Below are 16,933 nucleotides of genomic sequence, written 5' to 3' on the forward strand. Positions count from 1 at the left end.
GGTCTACCCCTTCGGATGCATCAGGCGTGGGTTGCTGGCAATCGACAGCACATCGGCACTGGTGTTGAGCAGGATGTAGGTCGCGGCGAAGATCAGGCTGCAGGCCTGCACCACCGGGATGTCACGCTTGGCCACCGAGTCCACCAGCAACTGGCCGAGCCCCGGATAGACAAACACCACTTCGACCACCACCACACCAACCACCAGGTACGCGAGGTTCAGCGCCACCACGTTGACGATGGGGGCCAGGGCATTGGGCAAGGCGTGACGGAAGATGATCCGCGACTGGCTGATGCCCTTGAGTCGGGCCATTTCGATGTAGGGGCTGGCCAACAGGTTGATCAAGGATGCGCGGGTCATGCGCATCATCTGCGCGATGACCACCAGGCTCAGGGTCGCCACCGGCAACACCGAACGCTCCAGTACCGTGCCCAATGAGGCGTCCGGCGCGAGGTTGGAAATGCTCGGGAACCAGTTGAGCTTCACCGCGAACACCAGGATCAGGATGTAGGCGACGAAAAACTCGGGGAACGACACCGCGCTCAGCGCCGAGGTGTTGAGCAAACGGTCGAACCAGCTGTTGCGGTACAACGCCGCGAGCATCCCCAGCAGCAAAGCCAGCGGCACCGACACCAGCGCTGCCAGCAATGCGAGGCTGAAGGTGTTGCCCAAACGCGTACCCACCAGTTCGGCGATCGGCCGCTGGTTGGCCAGCGACACACCGAGATCACCGTGCAGCAACTGCCAGATCCAGTGGCCAAAGCGGGACAATGGCGGCAGGTCCAGCCCCAGTTGCGCGCGGTAGGCGGCCACGGTTTCCGGGGTGGCCGACTGGCCCAGCATGGCCTGGGCGATATCGCCCGGGAGCATGCCGACGGCCAGGAAAATGATCACTGAGACGGCGAACAGCGAGAGCAGGCCTAGCGCCAGACGCTGCCCCAACAGCTTGAAAATACTTCTCATAGTGCAGTTCCTCAATACAGATAGCAGCCCCTGTAGGAGCGAGCTTGCTCGCGAAAAACCCGAAGACACCGAGGTGAATCAGGTTTCCCGCATTACCGTTGGCCTCCATCGCGAGCAAGCTCGCTCCTACAGTGCCTACGCTTGCCACCACCGCTCGATCACCCGCAGGCCATCCAGCTCGCCATAGGGCGCGGTCTGCCCGCCGTGAACCACGCGGTTGGAACGCGCCGCCACGGAACTGGCGAACAACGGCACGATCGCCCCGCCCTCGTCCCGGCACAGCGCCTGCATTTCGTTGTACATCTCGCGGCGCAGCGGGTCGTTCATTTCACCGCGAGCGGCGTTGAGCAGTTGATTGAAGCGCGGGTTGTCCCAGTGGGTTTCGTTCCACGCCGCGCCCTTGGCGTAACCGATGCTGAACATGCGGTCGGCGGTCAGGCTGCTGTACCAGAACGAAGTGGTGAACGGTTGCTTCATCCACACGTTGGAGAAGAAGCCGTCCGCCGGTTCGCGCACCACGTCGATGTCGATCCCTGCGGCGCGAGCCTGTTCCTTGAACAGCACCGAAGCATCCACGGCGCCGGTATAGGCAGCGTCAGAGGCTTGCAGGCGAACCTTGAGCGAATCCAGACCGGCCTTTTTCAGGTAGAAGCGCGACTTGTCCGGGTCGTAGGTGCGTTGCTCCAGCGCAGTGTTGATGAAGCGGCTGCCAGGCTGGATCGGATGGTCGTTGCCCACCAGGCCATAGCCATGCAGCACCGAAGCCAGCAGGGTTTCGCGGTTGATCGCGTGCTTCATCGCCAGGCGCACGTCGTTGTTCTGGAACACCTGGCTGTCGGTGAGCATCGGGAAGGTGTAGTGCTGGGCGCCTTTGGTTTCTTCGATGACCAGGTTCGGGTTGCGCTTGAGCAGCGCGACGGTTTTCAGGTCGACCTTGTTGATCACATCCACTTGCCCGGTGACCAGCGCGTTGACCCGCGCCGCGCCGTCGGCGATGGCAATCAACTCGGCACTGGCGAAGTGTGCCCGGCCCGGTTTCCAGTAATCGGGGCTGCGTTCCAGGGTCATGCGCACGCCCGGCTCGAAGTCCTTGAGGCGATAGCCACCGGTGCCGGCGCCGGCCTGCCAGTCCGCCGCGCCATCCTTGCTCGGCATGATCGCCAGGTGGTAATCGGCGACCACATACGAGAAATCGGCGTTGCCCGAGTGCAGTTCGAACACCACGCTGTCGCTGCCGTTGGCGCTGACCTTGGCCACGTCACCCAGCACGGTCTTGGCCGCCGAGGTGGATTTCTCGCCGAGGTGGTGCTGGATCGAAGCGACCACGTCATCGGCGGTCAGGGTCTTGCCGTTGTGGAAGGTCACGCCCTGACGGATTTTGAAGGTCCAGATGCGCGCGTCCGGGGTCGAGGTCCAGCTTTCTGCCAGCTCGGGGATGGCCGTGCCGTCGACGGCAATTTCGGTCAGGGTGTTATAGACCGCCGAGAAGCCGACGAAGGTGAAGGTGTCCGCCCAGGAGCCCGGATCCTTGGAGTCCGTGGTGCTGCCACCGGCCAGGCCCAGACGCAGAACACCGCCGGGTTTTGGCGTGGCCTCCCCGGCAAAGGCGCCAAACGGCAGGCCCATGGAGAACGCCCCGGCCACCGCTGCGGCAGCGGCGCTGTACTTGAGGAAGTCTCTACGCGGAAAACTGAATTCATGGTTCGCTTGAGTAATCTTGTTTTTGTTATCGCTCATTGCATTGCCCCTGATCAAAAAGCTAATGAATTACCGGTTCAAAACCACGCAAAACACCGGGCCATGGCCCGGTGCATACAACGTTTGAATCGCCAACCGTCACACCTGGATCGCCTTCACTTCGACGAACTCGTTCAGCCCCTCCTCACCCCATTCGCGACCGTTACCCGACTGTTTGTAGCCACCGAACGGCGCCTGATAATTGAATGCGGCACCGTTGAGGAAGCACTGACCGGCGCGTAGCTGACGCCCCAGTTGCAAGGCGCGCTCGGCACTGCCGGCCCAGACGCCGCTGGACAGGCCGAACGGCGAGGCGTTGGCGATCTGGATCGCTTGCGCCTCATCGGCGTAGGGAATCAGGCACAGCACCGGGCCGAAGATTTCTTCCTGGGCAATGCGCATGCGGTTGTCGACATCGGCGAACAGTGTCGGGCTGACATAGAAGCCGCGCTCGAACGTCGATGGCGTGTCACCGCCGCACAGCAGTCGTGCGCCTTCCTGTTGGCCGACCTTGATGTAATCGAGCACGGTGCGTTTTTGCCCGGCCGAACACATCGGGCCGAGGAAGCTTTGCGGGTCGAGGGGATCGCCCATGCGCAGACTCAACGTTTCCGCCAGCGCCAGTTCGACGGCCTCCGCGTAGCGGCTGGCCGGCAGCAGCATGCGGGTCAGCGCGGTGCAGGTCTGGCCGGAGTTGATCATCACGTCCTGCACGCCGTAGCGCACCGCCGCTGCCAGGTCGGCATCCTCGGCGATCAACAACGGCGACTTGCCGCCCAGTTCCAGGCACACGCGCTTGACTGAAGGTGCAGCCGCTTGCGCAACCCGCACCCCGGCACCGGTGGAGCCGGTAAACGACACCATGTCCACGTCCGGGTGTTTGGCCAGCGCTTCGCCGACTTTCGAGCCCGGACCGCTGACCAGGTTGAACACCCCGGCAGGCAGGCCGATGTCCTCGATCATCTGCGCCAGCAGGAAGGCATGCAGCGGGGTTTCCTGACTCGGCTTGACCACTACCGTGCAACCGGCGGCCAGTGCCGGGGCGAGTTTGCCGATCAACTGGTGCAGCGGGTAATTCCACGGATTGATGAACGCGCAGACACCCACGGCCTCGCGGATCACCAGCGAGTTGCCGACTTCGCGCACCTCGTCCATGAGATGCGCCAGTTCGACGTACTGCTCAAGGCCAGTGATCGGCCCGTCGACCTGCACCGAGCGGCACCATTGCACCGGCATGCCCAGTTCCGTTGTGATGACCGCGGCCATCTCATCGGCACGATTGCGCAGTTGATCGGCCAGTGCACGGATATAACCGGCACGCACGCTGGACGGCGTGCGCGACCATGAAGCGAAGGCCCGGCGAGCCGACGCCACGGCGTTTTCAACATCGAGTTCATCACCCAGCGGAACGCTGCCGCAGACTTCCTCGGTGGCCGGGTTGATCACCTCGGCGATGCCCCGCCCCGACGGGGTTTGCCAGCGGCCATCAATGAACAGTGTCTTGTGATTAAGCATGAACCTGGGCCTCCATCAATTCCTGGGCACAACGGGCAATGCGCTGGCAGGCATCGCGCAGCGGTTCGGCACCGACCACCAGACCGAGGCGAATGTGCCCCGCCGCGCTCGGACCAAAGGCCTCGCCCGCCAGGACCGACACGCCGTGGCGATCCAGCAACCGGTCGGCAAACGCCTGGGCGCTGAGCCCGGTCTGGCGGATATCGAGCATCACGAACATCCCGCCATCGGGTTTCAACGCCCGCACGCCGGGGCAATCGGCCAGGCTGTCGCACACCAGATCGCGACGCTGGCGATAGGCTTCGCGCATGGCTTCGAGTTCCGGCAGGTTGCTTTCCAGGGCCACCACGGCGGCGTCCTGAATGAAATCCGGCGAGCCGTAGAGCATGCACAACGCGAGGTTTTCCAGGTGCGCGGCCAAAGATGGCGGCGCCACCACCCAGCCGACGCGCCAACCGGTCATGGCGTGGGATTTCGACAGGCTGTTGAGGGTCGCGGTGCGCTCGGCCATGCCCGGCAGACTCGCCGGGCTGACGTGTTCGCCTTCGAACAGCAGTTCGCTGTAGACCTCATCGGAAATCAGCCACAGGTCGTGGGCGATGCACAATTCAGCCAAAGCCGTCCATGTACTGCGCGGCAAACTGGCGCCGGACGGGTTGTGCGGGCTGTTCAGTGCCAGTGCCCGGGTGCGTGGCGTGATGCGCGCGGCGACATCTTCGGGCAACACGCGAAAGCCGTTTTCCGAGCGTACGGGCACCGGCACCACCACGGCACCGCAAGCACCGAATACCGCTTCGTAGGTAACGTACATGGGCTCGGCGACGATCACTTCGTCACCCGGATTGAGTACGCATTGGGCCACGCTGAACAGCGCACATTGCGCCCCGGCCAGTACGGTGACCTGATCGGCCGAAACGCTTTGGCCGCTGCGTTGTTGATGACGCCTGGCGATGGCTTCACGCAGGGCACGCTTGCCGCGCACCTCGGCATAGTGCGTGTTGCCGTTCAGCAGGCTGTCGATCGCACCCTGCACGATGGGCTGTGGCGTGTCGAAATCCGGGTCGCCCACGGACAACAGCAGAATGTCTTCGCCTTGCTCGCGCAGTGCCAGGGCGCGGTAGTGAATGTCCCACGCGGCGGCGCCGTCACCGGCGATACGTTGAGTCAGATCGGAAAAGCGCATGGCTTCATCCCCTTAAAATGCAGATCAATGCGCACAGGCATGCTTGAGTTCGATCAGGGTCACGCCGTTGCGCTTGAAGCCATGGCGCAAGTCGGTCTGCAACTCGGCGAGGCTTTGCGGCTGGGTCACGGTGCAGCCGAACGCACGCGCGAGGGCGGCGAAATCCGGGTTGCGCGGCAATACGCCGATGGGCTCGATGTCCAGGCCGAGCATGTCGTCGCGGATCTGCCCCAGCGCATCGTTGTTCCACAGCAGCACCACCAGCGGGCTGTCCAGTTCTTCCACGGCGGTGGCCAGTTCCTGGGCGGTGTAGAGGAAACCACCGTCGCCCACCAGCACCAGCCCAGGCCGCTGCGGCGCACCGAATTTGGCACCGATCCCGGCCGGCAGGCCATATCCCAAGGTGCCGTAGCCGGTCGGGTGCAACCAACTGCGAATGGCGAGGCTGTCGAAGGCATAGTTGCCGGTATAGGCCAGTTGGGTCATGTCGGTGCTGATGAAGGCGTTGTCCGGCAGCTCCGCCGCAATGCGATCCAGAATCGACTGATGAATCGATTGCAACGGGCCATGGCTGGCCTTGACCGCTTTACGCAGTGCGGCGACCGAGGCAATCGCAGCGCTGGCCTCGCGCACGTCGGTTGGCAGGCGCTCAAGCAAGCCACTGAGGGTTTGTTGCGCATCGCCATGCAACGCCACCGCGCAGGGGTAGAAGTCGTTGAATTTGCGTGGGTCGATATCGACGCGCAGCAGTTCGCCATTGAGTGGCAGGCGTTCGCGCCAGAAGTCGGTGTCGGCCATTTCGGTGCCGACCGCCAGCACCACGTCGGCCTCGGCGATCAGGTTCCAGCCCGGCTCCACACACAGGGATGAGCCGGCGTTGAGCGGCGCGTCCGGCGGCAGCAGGCCTTTACCGGCGACGCTGGTGAACAGTGGCGCGGCCAGTCGGGTGCTGATTTCTTGCAGCTCAGAGGTGGCATTCAAGGCGCCACCACCGGCAATGATCATTGGTCGCTTGGCAGCGTTGAGTTTGGCCACAGCTTGATCAATTGCGGTGGTCGATGCCGGGCCACGACCCGGACGACGCACCACCTCATTGCTCCAGTCACGGGCAATCGGCGCCGACAACACGTCCAGCGGCACCGAGATGTGCACCGGGCGCGGGCGCTCGCTGTCGAACACCGCGTAGGCACGGGCGATCAGTTCCGGCAGGTCTTCTGCAGTCAGTGCCACGGCCGAGAACGCAGTGATCGGCGCGGTCATTGCGCGCTGGTCCTGGCACTCGTGCAGGCTGCCCCAGCCCTTGCCCAGGCTGGCGCTGTGGTTGACGCTGGAAATCACCAGCATCGGAATCGAGTCGGCGTAGGCCTGGCCGATGCCGGTGGCGGCGTTGGTCACGCCGGGGCCGGTGATGACGAAGCACACGCCGGGTTTGCCGCTGACCCGGGCGTAGCCGTCGGCCATGAAACTGGCGCCCTGCTCATGACGAGTCAGCACATGACGGATGCCGCTGCCGGGCAAGCCGCGGTACAGCTCCAGGGTGTGTACGCCGGGAATGCCGAACACGGTATCGACGCCGTAGTTGGCCAACAGGCGCACCAGGGCCTGGCCACCGGTCAATGTTTTGCTTTGCATGTTCATGTCCTCACTCCTGGCCGAAGCGAATCAACGCATCGACCGCAGTCGTGCCTTGGGCACTGACCAACAATGGGTTCACATCGAGTTCCAGCAACTGCGCGGCGTTTTCGCAGGCGTAATCAGCCACGGCGCGAATCGCGGCCACCAGGGCGTCGAGATCTGCGGACTCACGACCACGGAAACCTTGCAGTAGCGGTGCGCTGCGCAGACTGAGCAAGGCATTGCGGATCGCGCCGTCGGTGGTCGGCAGCAACAGACTGCGACTATCCTTGAGCAACTCCACCAGAATGCCGCCGGCACCGATCACCAGGGCGAGGCCGAAATCGTTTTCGCGCTTGATGCCGACAATCAGCTCAGCCAGTGGCGGCTTGGCCATGGGTTCGAGCAACAGCTGATCGAACACGACGCCCGGGGCGTAAGCGGCAATGCTGGTGCGCATCTTCTCCAGTGCTGCGCTCAATGCCGCGCCATCCTTGAGGTTCAGCGCCACGGCACCGGCCTCGGTCTTGTGTGGCAGTTGAGCGCTGACCGCTTTGAGTACCAGCGGATAGCCCAGGGTTTCTGCGTCCTTCAGGGCCTTGTCCGGCGTGCTCAATACGCCGTTGGGCGTCGGCAGGCCAAAGGCTTTTAACGCCTGTTTGGAATCCCATTCATTGAGCAAGCGTCCCTCGCCTTCCAGCGCCTGCGGGCACAACGGCACCAGCGCCGATTCCCCCAGCGCCAGCAAGGCATGGCGATTGCGCTGATAACCGGCGATGCGGCCCCACGCGGCCAACCCGTCTTCAACGCCCTGCAAGGCTGCGACGCCTTGGGCGTGCAGACGTTCACGGGCATGGGCCGGCAGCAATTCAGGGAAGGCCGAGGTGACAAAGCCGGTCTTGCCGTGACGTTGCAGTGCCGCGCTGTACAACTCCAGCAGCAGGTCGCATTCCTTGCGCTCGCCGGTGAACTCCGACGGATAGTCGAGCACCAGCATCGCCGCGTCGGCTTCGGTGCGCAGCGCGCTGTCGAGCATGCGGTTCAAGGCTTCGCCGTCGCCCCAGATCGCCGTGGTGAAATCCAGCGGGTTGACCAGGTTGGCGTAGGTCGGCAGCACTTGCGCGAGGTCGCCGACCTGCCCTTGATCGAGTTTCGGCAGGCCCAGGCCGTTGCGTTCGGCGTAGTCGGCAATCAGCCCGGCGTCGCCACCGGAACAGGCCAGCGCAATCAGGCTGTTGCCCGCCGGCAGATTGCCGCAGGCCGCGGCTTTAAGGGTTTCGACAAAACTCACCGGGCCGCTGACGCGAATCACCCCGAGACGGTCGAACAGCGCGTCATACAGCGCATCGGAGCCGGACAGTGAACTGGTGTGACTCAAGGCCAGTTCGGCACCGATCTGCGACACGCCGGTTTTCAGGGCGATGATCGGAATGCCCTTCTCCTGTGCCTTGTGCGCAGCGCGGGCAAAACCCGGCACATTCTTCAGGCCTTCCAGATGCAGGCCGATGGCGGTGACCCGAGGTTCGTCGAGCAACACGTCCATCAGTTCAGCCACGCCCAGTTGCGCCTGATTGCCCACCGAGGCCATGTAGGCCACCGGCAGCGAGCGGTCGCTCATGGACAGGTTGTAGGCAAAGTTGCCGCTCTGGGTCAGCACCGCCACGCCCTTCTCGACTACCTTGCCGCCGTGGGCCACCGGCCACAGAGCGGAGCTGTGCAGGTAGTCAAGCAAGCCGTAGCAGTTGGGGCCGAGCAAGGCCATGTCGCCAGCGGCCTTGAGCAGTTGCTGTTGCAGGGCCTGGCCTTCGGCACCGGTCTCGGCGAAGCCGGAGGCGTAGCAGATCGCGCCGCCTGCGCCGATGGCGGCCAGTTCGGCCACGCAAGTCAGGGTCAACTCACGGTTGGTGGCGATGAATACCGCGTCCGGGCCGCAAGGCAGCTCGGCAACGCTGCGCACGCAAGGAACGCCTTCGAGGCTGTCGTGTTGCGGGTTGACCAGCCACATTTGCCCTTGGTAGCCGCCTTCGGCACAGCGCTTGAGGGCGCGCGCCATGCTGCGGCCGCCGACGAACGCCACGTGTTGCGGCGCGAGCATGCGTTTGAGGTTGTCACGAATGGTTTGGGACATGGGAGTTCTCCGGGCCGATCAGCGCAGCAGCGGCCGCAGCAGCTCGCGGGAAATGATGTGGCGCTGGATTTCCGAAGTGCCTTCCCAGATCCGTTCGATCCGCGCGTTACGCCAGATGCGCTCCACCGGACCTTCGTCCATCAGGCCCATGCCGCCGAAGATCTGCACCGCTTCGTCGGCGGTACGGCCGAGCACTTCACTGGCGAACAGCTTGGCCATGCCGGCCTCGCCATCGGTCATGGTGCCCTGGTCCATTTTCCAGGCGGTGTGCAGGGTCAGCAGTTCCGCGGCGCGGATTTGCGTGGCCATGTCCGCCAGCTTGAAAGACACGCCTTGATAGGTGCCGATCGGCTGGCCGAATTGCTTGCGGTCCGCCGCCCATTGCAAGGACACGTCCAGTGCGCGCTGGGCCTGACCGACACAGTTGGCCGCGACCATCACGCGCCCGGCGGTCAGCCAGGCGTTGGCCACGTCCCAACCCTTGCCGACTTCGCCCAGCACTTTGCTGGCCGGCACGCGGCAGTCGTCGAAGAACATTTCGAAGGTGTGATAGCCACGGTTGCTCACGCACTTCGGCCCACGACGGATGGTCATTCCCGGAGTGTTGCGGTCGACCAGGAACGAGGTCACGGCGTTGCGTTTCTTGCCGTTGTGTTCGTAGGTGTCGGTGACGGCGAAGACGATGGCGAAATCGGCGTGGCCGGCGTGGCTGATGAAGTGCTTGCTGCCGTTGAGAATGAAGTCGTCGCCTTCACGCACGGCGCGGGTCTTGATCGCATTGGCATCGGAGCCGGCACCCGGTTCGGTCAAGGCGAAGCAGTCGATTTTTTCGCCCTGGATACACGGCAACAGGTAGTCGTTGATCTGTTCGCCCTTGCAAGCCATGAGGATTTTCGACGGCCGTGCGACAAACACGTGCAGCGCCCAGGACACCTTGGACAGCTCGCGCTCGATCAGCGCCTGGGACAGGTAGTCCAGGCCACCGCCACCCACTTCTTCGGGCATGTTGAAGGCGTAGAAACCTGCCGCGATGGCCTTGCCGCGAATCTGCGCTGCCAGTTCCGGGGAAACCTCGTCGGCGCGGTCGACTTGCTCTTCATAGGGCAGCAGTTCCTTCTCGACGAAGCTGCGTACCGAGTCCACCAACATTTCTTGTTCTTGGGTCAGTTGGAAATTCATGGTGCTACCTGTTGTTCGTGTTCTGGGAGATGGAGAGGAATCAACGACCGATGAAGCGTGCCGGGCGTTTTTCCATGGCGGCACGCAGGGCTTCGTTGCCGTCTTCGCTGCGACCGCAGAGCAGGCCGGCGGCGAGTTCGGCTTGCAGTTGTTCGGCCAGGCTGCGTTCGGCGCCTTCACGCATGAGTTTCTTCGTCTGGGCGAAGGCAAAGGTCGGGCCAGCGGCCAGGCGTGCGGCCAGTTCGCTGGTGACCGTCAGCAGTTGATCGTCGGCACAGACATCGCCGACCAGACCGGCGTCGAGGGCACGGTCGGCGCCCCACAATTCGTCCAGGAACAGCAGACGCTTGGCCTGTTCGCTGCCGATCAGGCGCGGCAAGTGCCAACTGGCGCCGGCGTCCGGCGAGTACGCCATGCTGGTGTAGCCGGCCTTGAAGCGTGCCGATTGCCCGGCGATGCGCAGGTCGCAGCACAGGGTCAGGTCCATCCCGGCGCCGACGGCGGTGCCGTTGATGGCGGCGATGGTCGGTTTTTCCAGGCTGTGCAGGCGAGTCATCAGGGCGTGGGCGGTTTCGGTCCAGCCGTAGGTTTCCAACGCACCCCGGGCTTCGGCATCGGCCCATTCATCAAGGTCCGCGCCAGCGCAGAAGCTGCGGCCGCTACCGGTGAGCACCACCACGCGCACCGCTGGATCGGCGTTGAAACCGTCGAGCAAGCCGTGCAGGTTTTTCAGCGTCGGAATGTCCAGCGCATTGCGCTGGGCAGTGCGATTGAGGGTGATCCAGGCAACGCCTGCTTCGACCTGGCTGAGCAGCGACGATTGAGTGGTCATGGGAATCCTCGAATTATTGTGTTTGGTCTGAGGTGATGCGACTTGAGGCCATACTAAACGAGTGTTCAGTAAGGCGGCAATCGGCGGGGAAATGGGCTGTAACAAGCTCAATAGATACTTAACCTATTGTTTTTTTTGAATTATTTTTTGATTGGCGAGCGTGAACCGTTGGTGCTGTTACAACTTCGAACAACTGGCGACAGGACGTCAGTCGCAGATCTTTTGCCCACCACAAACCAATGTGGGAGCGAGTTTGCTCGCGATGACGGCGTCAAATTCAACATCACAGTTGACTGACTTACCGCAATCGCGAGCAAGCTCGCTCCCACAGGAGATGTAACCGGGTTTGAGGGTGATGTTGTCGGAACTGACTATGGAATTGTTTTAACCGACCGATTTATCCGAAAGATCCACTGTGTACTTCACGTTGTTGAGGTAGATCGGTCCCAACGCTGTTGGTTGAGATACAGGCGCAAGTGCAATAGACAATTGCACTTCAGTGACACTAGATCGCATATCGCCGATGTATTCAAATACTGTGCTGGTTCCGGATAACGTGAAGGGTATGAGCAATATGATTGGCATCGGTTGGGAAGGCTCGAATCCGGAGAGCGTGCAATACAACTTGGTGGTAGCGTCTTCATCACCGGGTTCAGGCACGGAAACTTCAAGGGACAGCTTGAACTGTGGCCGCCTGATTGAGAAGCGCGCTGTTTCGAGCAATACCGGCTTTCCTTTACCCAGAGTGACTCTGGCTCTGTAGCCACTTCCATCCCTCACGACTTTCGCTGTCCCGTCATTTTCGCTCACCGTCCAATGCTCGAAGTTTCCGGTGGTAAAGTCACCGTTCCTGATCCGATTGCTGTCCATTGGGTGCTCCTTCCTGGTTGATTTTAATCTCGCACGGCAGACCGACGAATTCCGCATCATTAGGCTGTGGAGTTCCGATGCAATCTACTGTCAGATCTGACAGTCGCGACCAGCGGCTAATCGCTTGAAACAACTGTGGGAGCGAGCTTGCTCGCGATAGCGGTAGACCAGTCAACAGTGATGTTGGACCTGATGCCGCCATCGCGAGCAAGCTCGCTCCCACAGGGGGGGAAGTGGTTATCTGGAGGTGTTATGCAGCCGGCAAGCTCGGCGCCAGCACCGCCCCGCGCTTGCGATGAATCAGGAAGTACGCGCCATAGCACAGCGCAATGAATCCAAAGCCCCAATACAGCGACGGACGCTGGGTTTCATCCAGGGCCAGGAACACGAACAGCGAGCAGCACAATGTGATGCACATCAGCGGAAGCACCGGGAACCACGGCGCGCGGTATTTCAGGTCGCTGAGTTTGCCGCCGTCACGCAAATACGCCTTGCGGAACTTGTACTGCGCCAGCGCGATGACAATCCAGGTCACGGTGCCGGACATGCCGCTCACCGCCATCAGCACCATGAACAAGGTGTCGGCGGCGACGAAGCTGGTCATCAGCGACACCAGCGCGAAGCACAGGGTGATGCTCAAGGCGCGCAGCGGCACGCCACGCTTGCTCAAGGGCGACAGGCTTTTGGGCGCCATGCCGGTTTTCGACATCGCCCACAGGATGCGCGTCGAGGCATACAGGCCGGAGTTGCCCACCGACAGGATCGCGGTAAGGATCACGAAGTTCATCAGGTCGGCCGCATAGGGAATGCCGACCATGTCGAACACCTGCACGAACGGGCTTTCCATCAGGCCCGCCTGCTGCCACGGCACGATGGCCGACAGCACGATGATCGCCAGCACGTAGAAGATCAGCACGCGGAACACCACGTTGCGCACGGCGCGAGGAATGCTTTTCTCCGGCTGGTCGGTTTCACCGGCGGCCACGCCCATGATCTCGCAACCCTGGAACGCGTAGACCACGGTCATCATCACCGCGAACACGGCTGACAGGCCGTTGGGGAACAACGAATCGCCGATCAGGTTGGTCGCCATCGGCGCCGGTGCGCCGCTGCTCAGGGGCATCACGCCGAAGATCACCAGCACACCGACCACGATGAAACCGAGAATCGCCGCCACCTTGATCCCCGAAAACCAGTATTCGGCTTCACCAAAGGCGCGGGTCGCCATGGCATTGATACCGAACAGCACCACCACGAACAGCGCCGACCAGTACCAGATTGGCACCTCCGGGAACCAACGGGTCATCAGCATGCCGGCGGCGGTGAACTCCAGACCCACGGTGGTGGCCCAGCTCATCCAGTACACCCAGCCGATCATGAACCCGGTGGCCGGGCCGATGTATTTTGTGGCGTGGGTCTGGAACGAACCGGACACCGGCATCTGCACCGACAGTTCACCCAGGCAGACCATCACCAGATACATCAGGAAACCCGCGACCAGGTAAGCCAGGATCGCCCCCACCGGGCCGCCCTGGTTGATGGTCACTCCGGAGCCCATGAACAACCCGGTGCCGATGACGCCGCCCAGGGACAGCATGAAGATGTGCCGGCTCTTGAGGGCCCGGGTCAGCTGGATGCCTTTACGATCAGTGCTGTGATCAGTGTTTTCGTTCATGTCGGCACCTCAGCAGTCAGAGAGGTGCGCAGCGCGCGACAGGACGTCACGGCGCAGGGAGGGATCAGCTTTACGGCAATTCATTATTATTATCTCCAATAAGCTTCGAAGACCGCGCTGCGGCGGTTGCGTCGATTATTGGAAAGCCATGTAAGTTCGCGTTGACCGTAAAGATCGAAGTTGTACAAAGTCGTAACAAACTTGTACGTCAGCTCTGCAACAGGCCTTTGAGGGTATCGAGCGAGTGCTGCAATTGCTCATCGAGGGTGAGGCTCATGCGGCGGATCGCCGATTCATCGTTTGCCAGCGCCAAGGTCTCCAGCGCCCTTAACGTGCTGGCCAAGCCCCGAAAACCCAGGGAGTCGCAGCTACCGGCCAGGCGGTGAGCCAGTTGCGCGACCTCTGTGCAGTCATCGGCGGCCATGGCTTCATTCAGCGCCTCGCGGTGCTGCAGGATCGAGTCACGCAGAACCGCCAGCAGACCCTGGACCTTTTGCGCACCGAGCAGGCTGCGATGGGTCTGTAACAGCGGCCAGTCCACTGCGTCATCGCTGAGCAGCGATTCGACCACAGGCACATGCCCTTCCAGCACCTGGCGCAGGTTTTCCAGTTTCAAGGGCTTGGCCAGGACACCGTCCATGCCGGCCTCCAGATAACCGCGCACCAGTGCCGGTTGCACGCTGGCGGTCAGGGCGAAAATGCGGGTATGGCGGTTCGGCCCGTCGCTGAGGCGGATCTGGCGGCATAGCTCGACACCACTAATGCCCGGCAGATGCACGTCCAGCAGGATCAGGTCGAACACCTGCGCCGCGCAGTGTTGCAGCGCCTGATCCGCTTCTTCGGCGAGCCACACCCGGTGGCCGTCCCGTTGCAGCAAGCCCTGGACCACTTCGCGGTTGAGCGCCACGTCTTCGACCACCAGGATGTTCAGTGCCGGCCCCGCCGCCCGAACCGGCGGGGCCTCAGCCACGCCGCTGGCCGGCTGCAAGGACAACTCGAACCAGAAGCAACTGCCGCGCCCCTCTTCACTGTCCACGCCGATGCAGCCCCCCATCTGCTCCACCAGGTGTTTGCAGATCGCCAACCCCAACCCCGTGCCCCCAAAACGTTGCGCGACTTCTTCGCTGGCCTGGGTGAAGCGCTCAAAAATCTTCGCCTGCATCGCCGGGGCAATGCCGATGCCGTCGTCCGTGACACAGACCCGCAGCCGCTGTCCCAACTGTTCGCCGGTTTCGCTGAGCAGCGCCACCTCGACGCTGACTTCGCCGCCTTCGGTGAACTTGATCGCGTTGGCCAGCAGGTTGCTCAGCACTTGGCGCAGGAACTGCTCGGCGCCGTGGTGATGCTCGGCAATCCGCTGATCGACGCGGCAACTGAGGATTGTGTCGTTGTTCAGCGCTCGCGGTTCCAACAGAGTCAGTACCTCGTCGAGCAACTGGCGCAGCGAGAAATCCACCGGTTCGGGATGGCTGACGCCCTCCTCCAGCTTGGCGAAATACAGCACTTCGTTGAGGATTGTCAGCAAGCCTTCGCCGGCCTTGTGCAAGGCATCCAGGCGTTTGCCGTCCTGGGCATCCAGCCGAGCACCGCGCAGCAATTCGGCCATGCCGAGAATGCCATTGAGGGGTGTGCGCAGTTCGTGGCTCATGGTCGCCAGGAACCGCGACTTGGCAAGGTTGGCCGCTTCCGCTTCGTCCTTGGCGCGCATCAGGCTGGCGGTACGGCGCTCGACCATTTTCAGCAGTCCGTCACGGTTGTCCTGCAAGGCCAGCCGATCGGTTTCCCGGCGCTCGATGTCCCGCAGGATCGCCCGGCGCATGTCGTCCAGCGCATGGGCCACGGTGTCGATTTCGTCACTGCCGCGGCGTTTGTCCAGGTGCAAGGGTTCCTGCCATTCACCGGCGGCGATACGCCGGGCAAACTCGGCCATGACTTTCAGGTGCCGGGTCACCAGTCGATAAAACAAGCCCGACAAGGCAACGGCCAGACCGCAGAGAAACACCGCCATCCACAACAGGCTGGTCAAACCGGTGGCGTAGAGACGCTGGTACACCGCTCCCAGATCGGTGCTGACTTCCAGTTCACCCAAGTTGCGCAAAGGGCCGGACGGCGGCTGATAGTCCAGGGCAAAGCGCTCGATGCGCAGCGGTCCCGCAGGGGCCGGATTGCCCTGTACCAGGTCGAAATCGGCGCTGGTCAAGTGCACCCGCGCGACGTCGGAGAAGTCCACCAGCCCGCGCAACTGCACATTCAACTGCTCCTGGTTCAAGTCCCAGAGGCTGCGTTCCAGGCTGGCCAGGTACCCGGCGCGGATCAGTTCCATGCGCGAATCGATGTCGCGCATTTCCCGTCGATACTCGATGTACAGTTGCACGCTGCTGGCCAGCACGGTGAAGCACAGGCTGAACAACAGAATGAACAGCAACAGGCGTCGCAACAGTCCACCGGGACGGGCGCGAATCATTGCGCATCCGCCGGCAGGTTGATCATGTCACGGTAGGTCACTTCGCTTTCGTTGAGCCAGCGCTCGATGTCACCGGCATCGACCATGCGCTGCAATTGCGCATTGATCTCGGGCATGCGAGTGGCCAAGGGCGAGCGCCGCGACACGGCAACCCGCAGGTAGTCCACGTTCAACGCCTTGGGCAAGGCGACGATGTCCTGGCCGCCGGGCAGGTTTTCCACGTACAGCTGGCCGGTGCGCCGCTCCTGAGTGATGAAGTCGATGCGCCCGCGAATCAGCTTGCCGAAGTTCTGGTGGCTGTCGGAAACCCATTCGATATTGTTGTTGCGCGCGACCATACGATCGAACTCCACGCCGTAGCTCTCACCGAACAACAGGCCACCGCGGTAACGGGCCAGGTCGTCCAGTTGTTCGAATTTCACCGGATGCTGGCGGTTGACGAACAACGCCACTTCTTCACGCAATACCGGCACCGTCGAGAACAGCATGCTCTGCTCCCGTTGCGCGGTGCTGTAGGCCAGTACCACATCGACCCGGCCTTCGGCGGCGTCCAGCAGGCAGCGTTTCCAGTTGCCCAGCACGACCATCTCGACTTCATACCCCAGTTGACCGAACAGGTGCTTCACCACGCTGGGCGCCAGGCCACGCACCTGCTTGCCATCACTCCAGGAGATCGGCGGGTACACCGGGTAATCGCAATAGCGAACCTTGTCCGCCGCGACGGCATGGCCGGCCACCAGTATCGCCAGCAGGCAAAGCCATCGCGCCATCAG

Annotated in this window: 12 protein-coding genes; all 12 read right to left on the bottom strand. The window is 62.6% G+C overall.

Annotated features, from left to right (window positions below; genetic code table 11):
- Positions 1–3: 3 nt before the first annotated feature.
- The 12 genes from KW840_RS14830 to KW840_RS14885 all read right to left on the bottom strand — a co-directional run bounded on the left by KW840_RS14830 (position 4) and on the right by KW840_RS14885 (position 16,930).
- Positions 4–963: an ABC transporter permease gene (locus tag KW840_RS14830; protein ID WP_057714915.1), complete on the bottom strand. Its 960-nt coding sequence runs from the start codon at positions 961–963 to the stop codon at positions 4–6.
- Positions 964–1,098: 135 nt separating this feature from the next.
- Complete coding sequence (locus KW840_RS14835; protein WP_218495929.1) at positions 1,099–2,700, bottom strand: ABC transporter substrate-binding protein; 1,602 nt, start codon at positions 2,698–2,700, stop codon at positions 1,099–1,101.
- 99 nt (positions 2,701–2,799) lie between these two features.
- Positions 2,800–4,215 (bottom strand): aldehyde dehydrogenase family protein, encoded by a 1,416-nt coding sequence (locus tag KW840_RS14840; protein ID WP_218495931.1) that lies wholly within the window; start codon positions 4,213–4,215, stop codon positions 2,800–2,802.
- Positions 4,208–5,398, bottom strand: coding sequence for a pyridoxal phosphate-dependent aminotransferase (locus KW840_RS14845; protein ID WP_090455099.1), 1,191 nt, complete (start codon positions 5,396–5,398; stop codon positions 4,208–4,210). Before KW840_RS14845 ends, KW840_RS14840 begins: the two co-directional genes overlap by 8 nt.
- Positions 5,399–5,422: 24 nt before the next feature.
- Positions 5,423–7,030 (bottom strand): 5-guanidino-2-oxopentanoate decarboxylase, encoded by a 1,608-nt coding sequence (locus KW840_RS14850; RefSeq protein WP_159389885.1) that lies wholly within the window; start codon positions 7,028–7,030, stop codon positions 5,423–5,425.
- 10 nt (positions 7,031–7,040) lie between these two features.
- Positions 7,041–9,140, bottom strand: a complete 2,100-nt coding sequence (locus KW840_RS14855) for an acetate--CoA ligase family protein (protein WP_218495934.1) — start codon at positions 9,138–9,140, stop codon at positions 7,041–7,043.
- A gap of 18 nt (positions 9,141–9,158) precedes the next feature.
- Positions 9,159–10,319 carry an acyl-CoA dehydrogenase family protein gene (locus KW840_RS14860; RefSeq protein WP_008021395.1) on the bottom strand — a complete coding sequence of 387 codons (1,161 nt, stop codon included), beginning with the start codon at positions 10,317–10,319 and terminating at the stop codon, positions 9,159–9,161.
- 40 nt (positions 10,320–10,359) lie between these two features.
- Complete coding sequence (locus tag KW840_RS14865) at positions 10,360–11,151, bottom strand: enoyl-CoA hydratase/isomerase family protein (protein WP_150813208.1); 792 nt, start codon at positions 11,149–11,151, stop codon at positions 10,360–10,362.
- 384 nt (positions 11,152–11,535) lie between these two features.
- Positions 11,536–12,021 carry a hypothetical protein gene (locus tag KW840_RS14870; RefSeq protein ID WP_057714922.1) on the bottom strand — a complete coding sequence of 162 codons (486 nt, stop codon included), beginning with the start codon at positions 12,019–12,021 and terminating at the stop codon, positions 11,536–11,538.
- A gap of 250 nt (positions 12,022–12,271) precedes the next feature.
- Positions 12,272–13,696, bottom strand: coding sequence for an amino acid permease (locus KW840_RS14875; protein WP_218495937.1), 1,425 nt, complete (start codon positions 13,694–13,696; stop codon positions 12,272–12,274).
- Between the two features lie 208 nt (positions 13,697–13,904).
- The gene (locus tag KW840_RS14880; RefSeq protein WP_218495940.1) at positions 13,905–16,160 is read right to left on the bottom strand and encodes an ATP-binding protein; all 2,256 of its coding nucleotides are present in this window, start codon (positions 16,158–16,160) and stop codon (positions 13,905–13,907) included.
- On the bottom strand, positions 16,157–16,930 hold the full coding sequence (locus tag KW840_RS14885) for an ABC transporter substrate-binding protein (RefSeq protein WP_090455092.1): 774 nt from the start codon (positions 16,928–16,930) through the stop codon (positions 16,157–16,159). Before KW840_RS14885 ends, KW840_RS14880 begins: the two co-directional genes overlap by 4 nt.
- Positions 16,931–16,933: the final 3 nt, after the last annotated feature.

Source organism: Pseudomonas sp. PDM30, from assembly GCF_019218985.1.
GTDB lineage: Bacteria > Pseudomonadota > Gammaproteobacteria > Pseudomonadales > Pseudomonadaceae > Aquipseudomonas > Aquipseudomonas jessenii.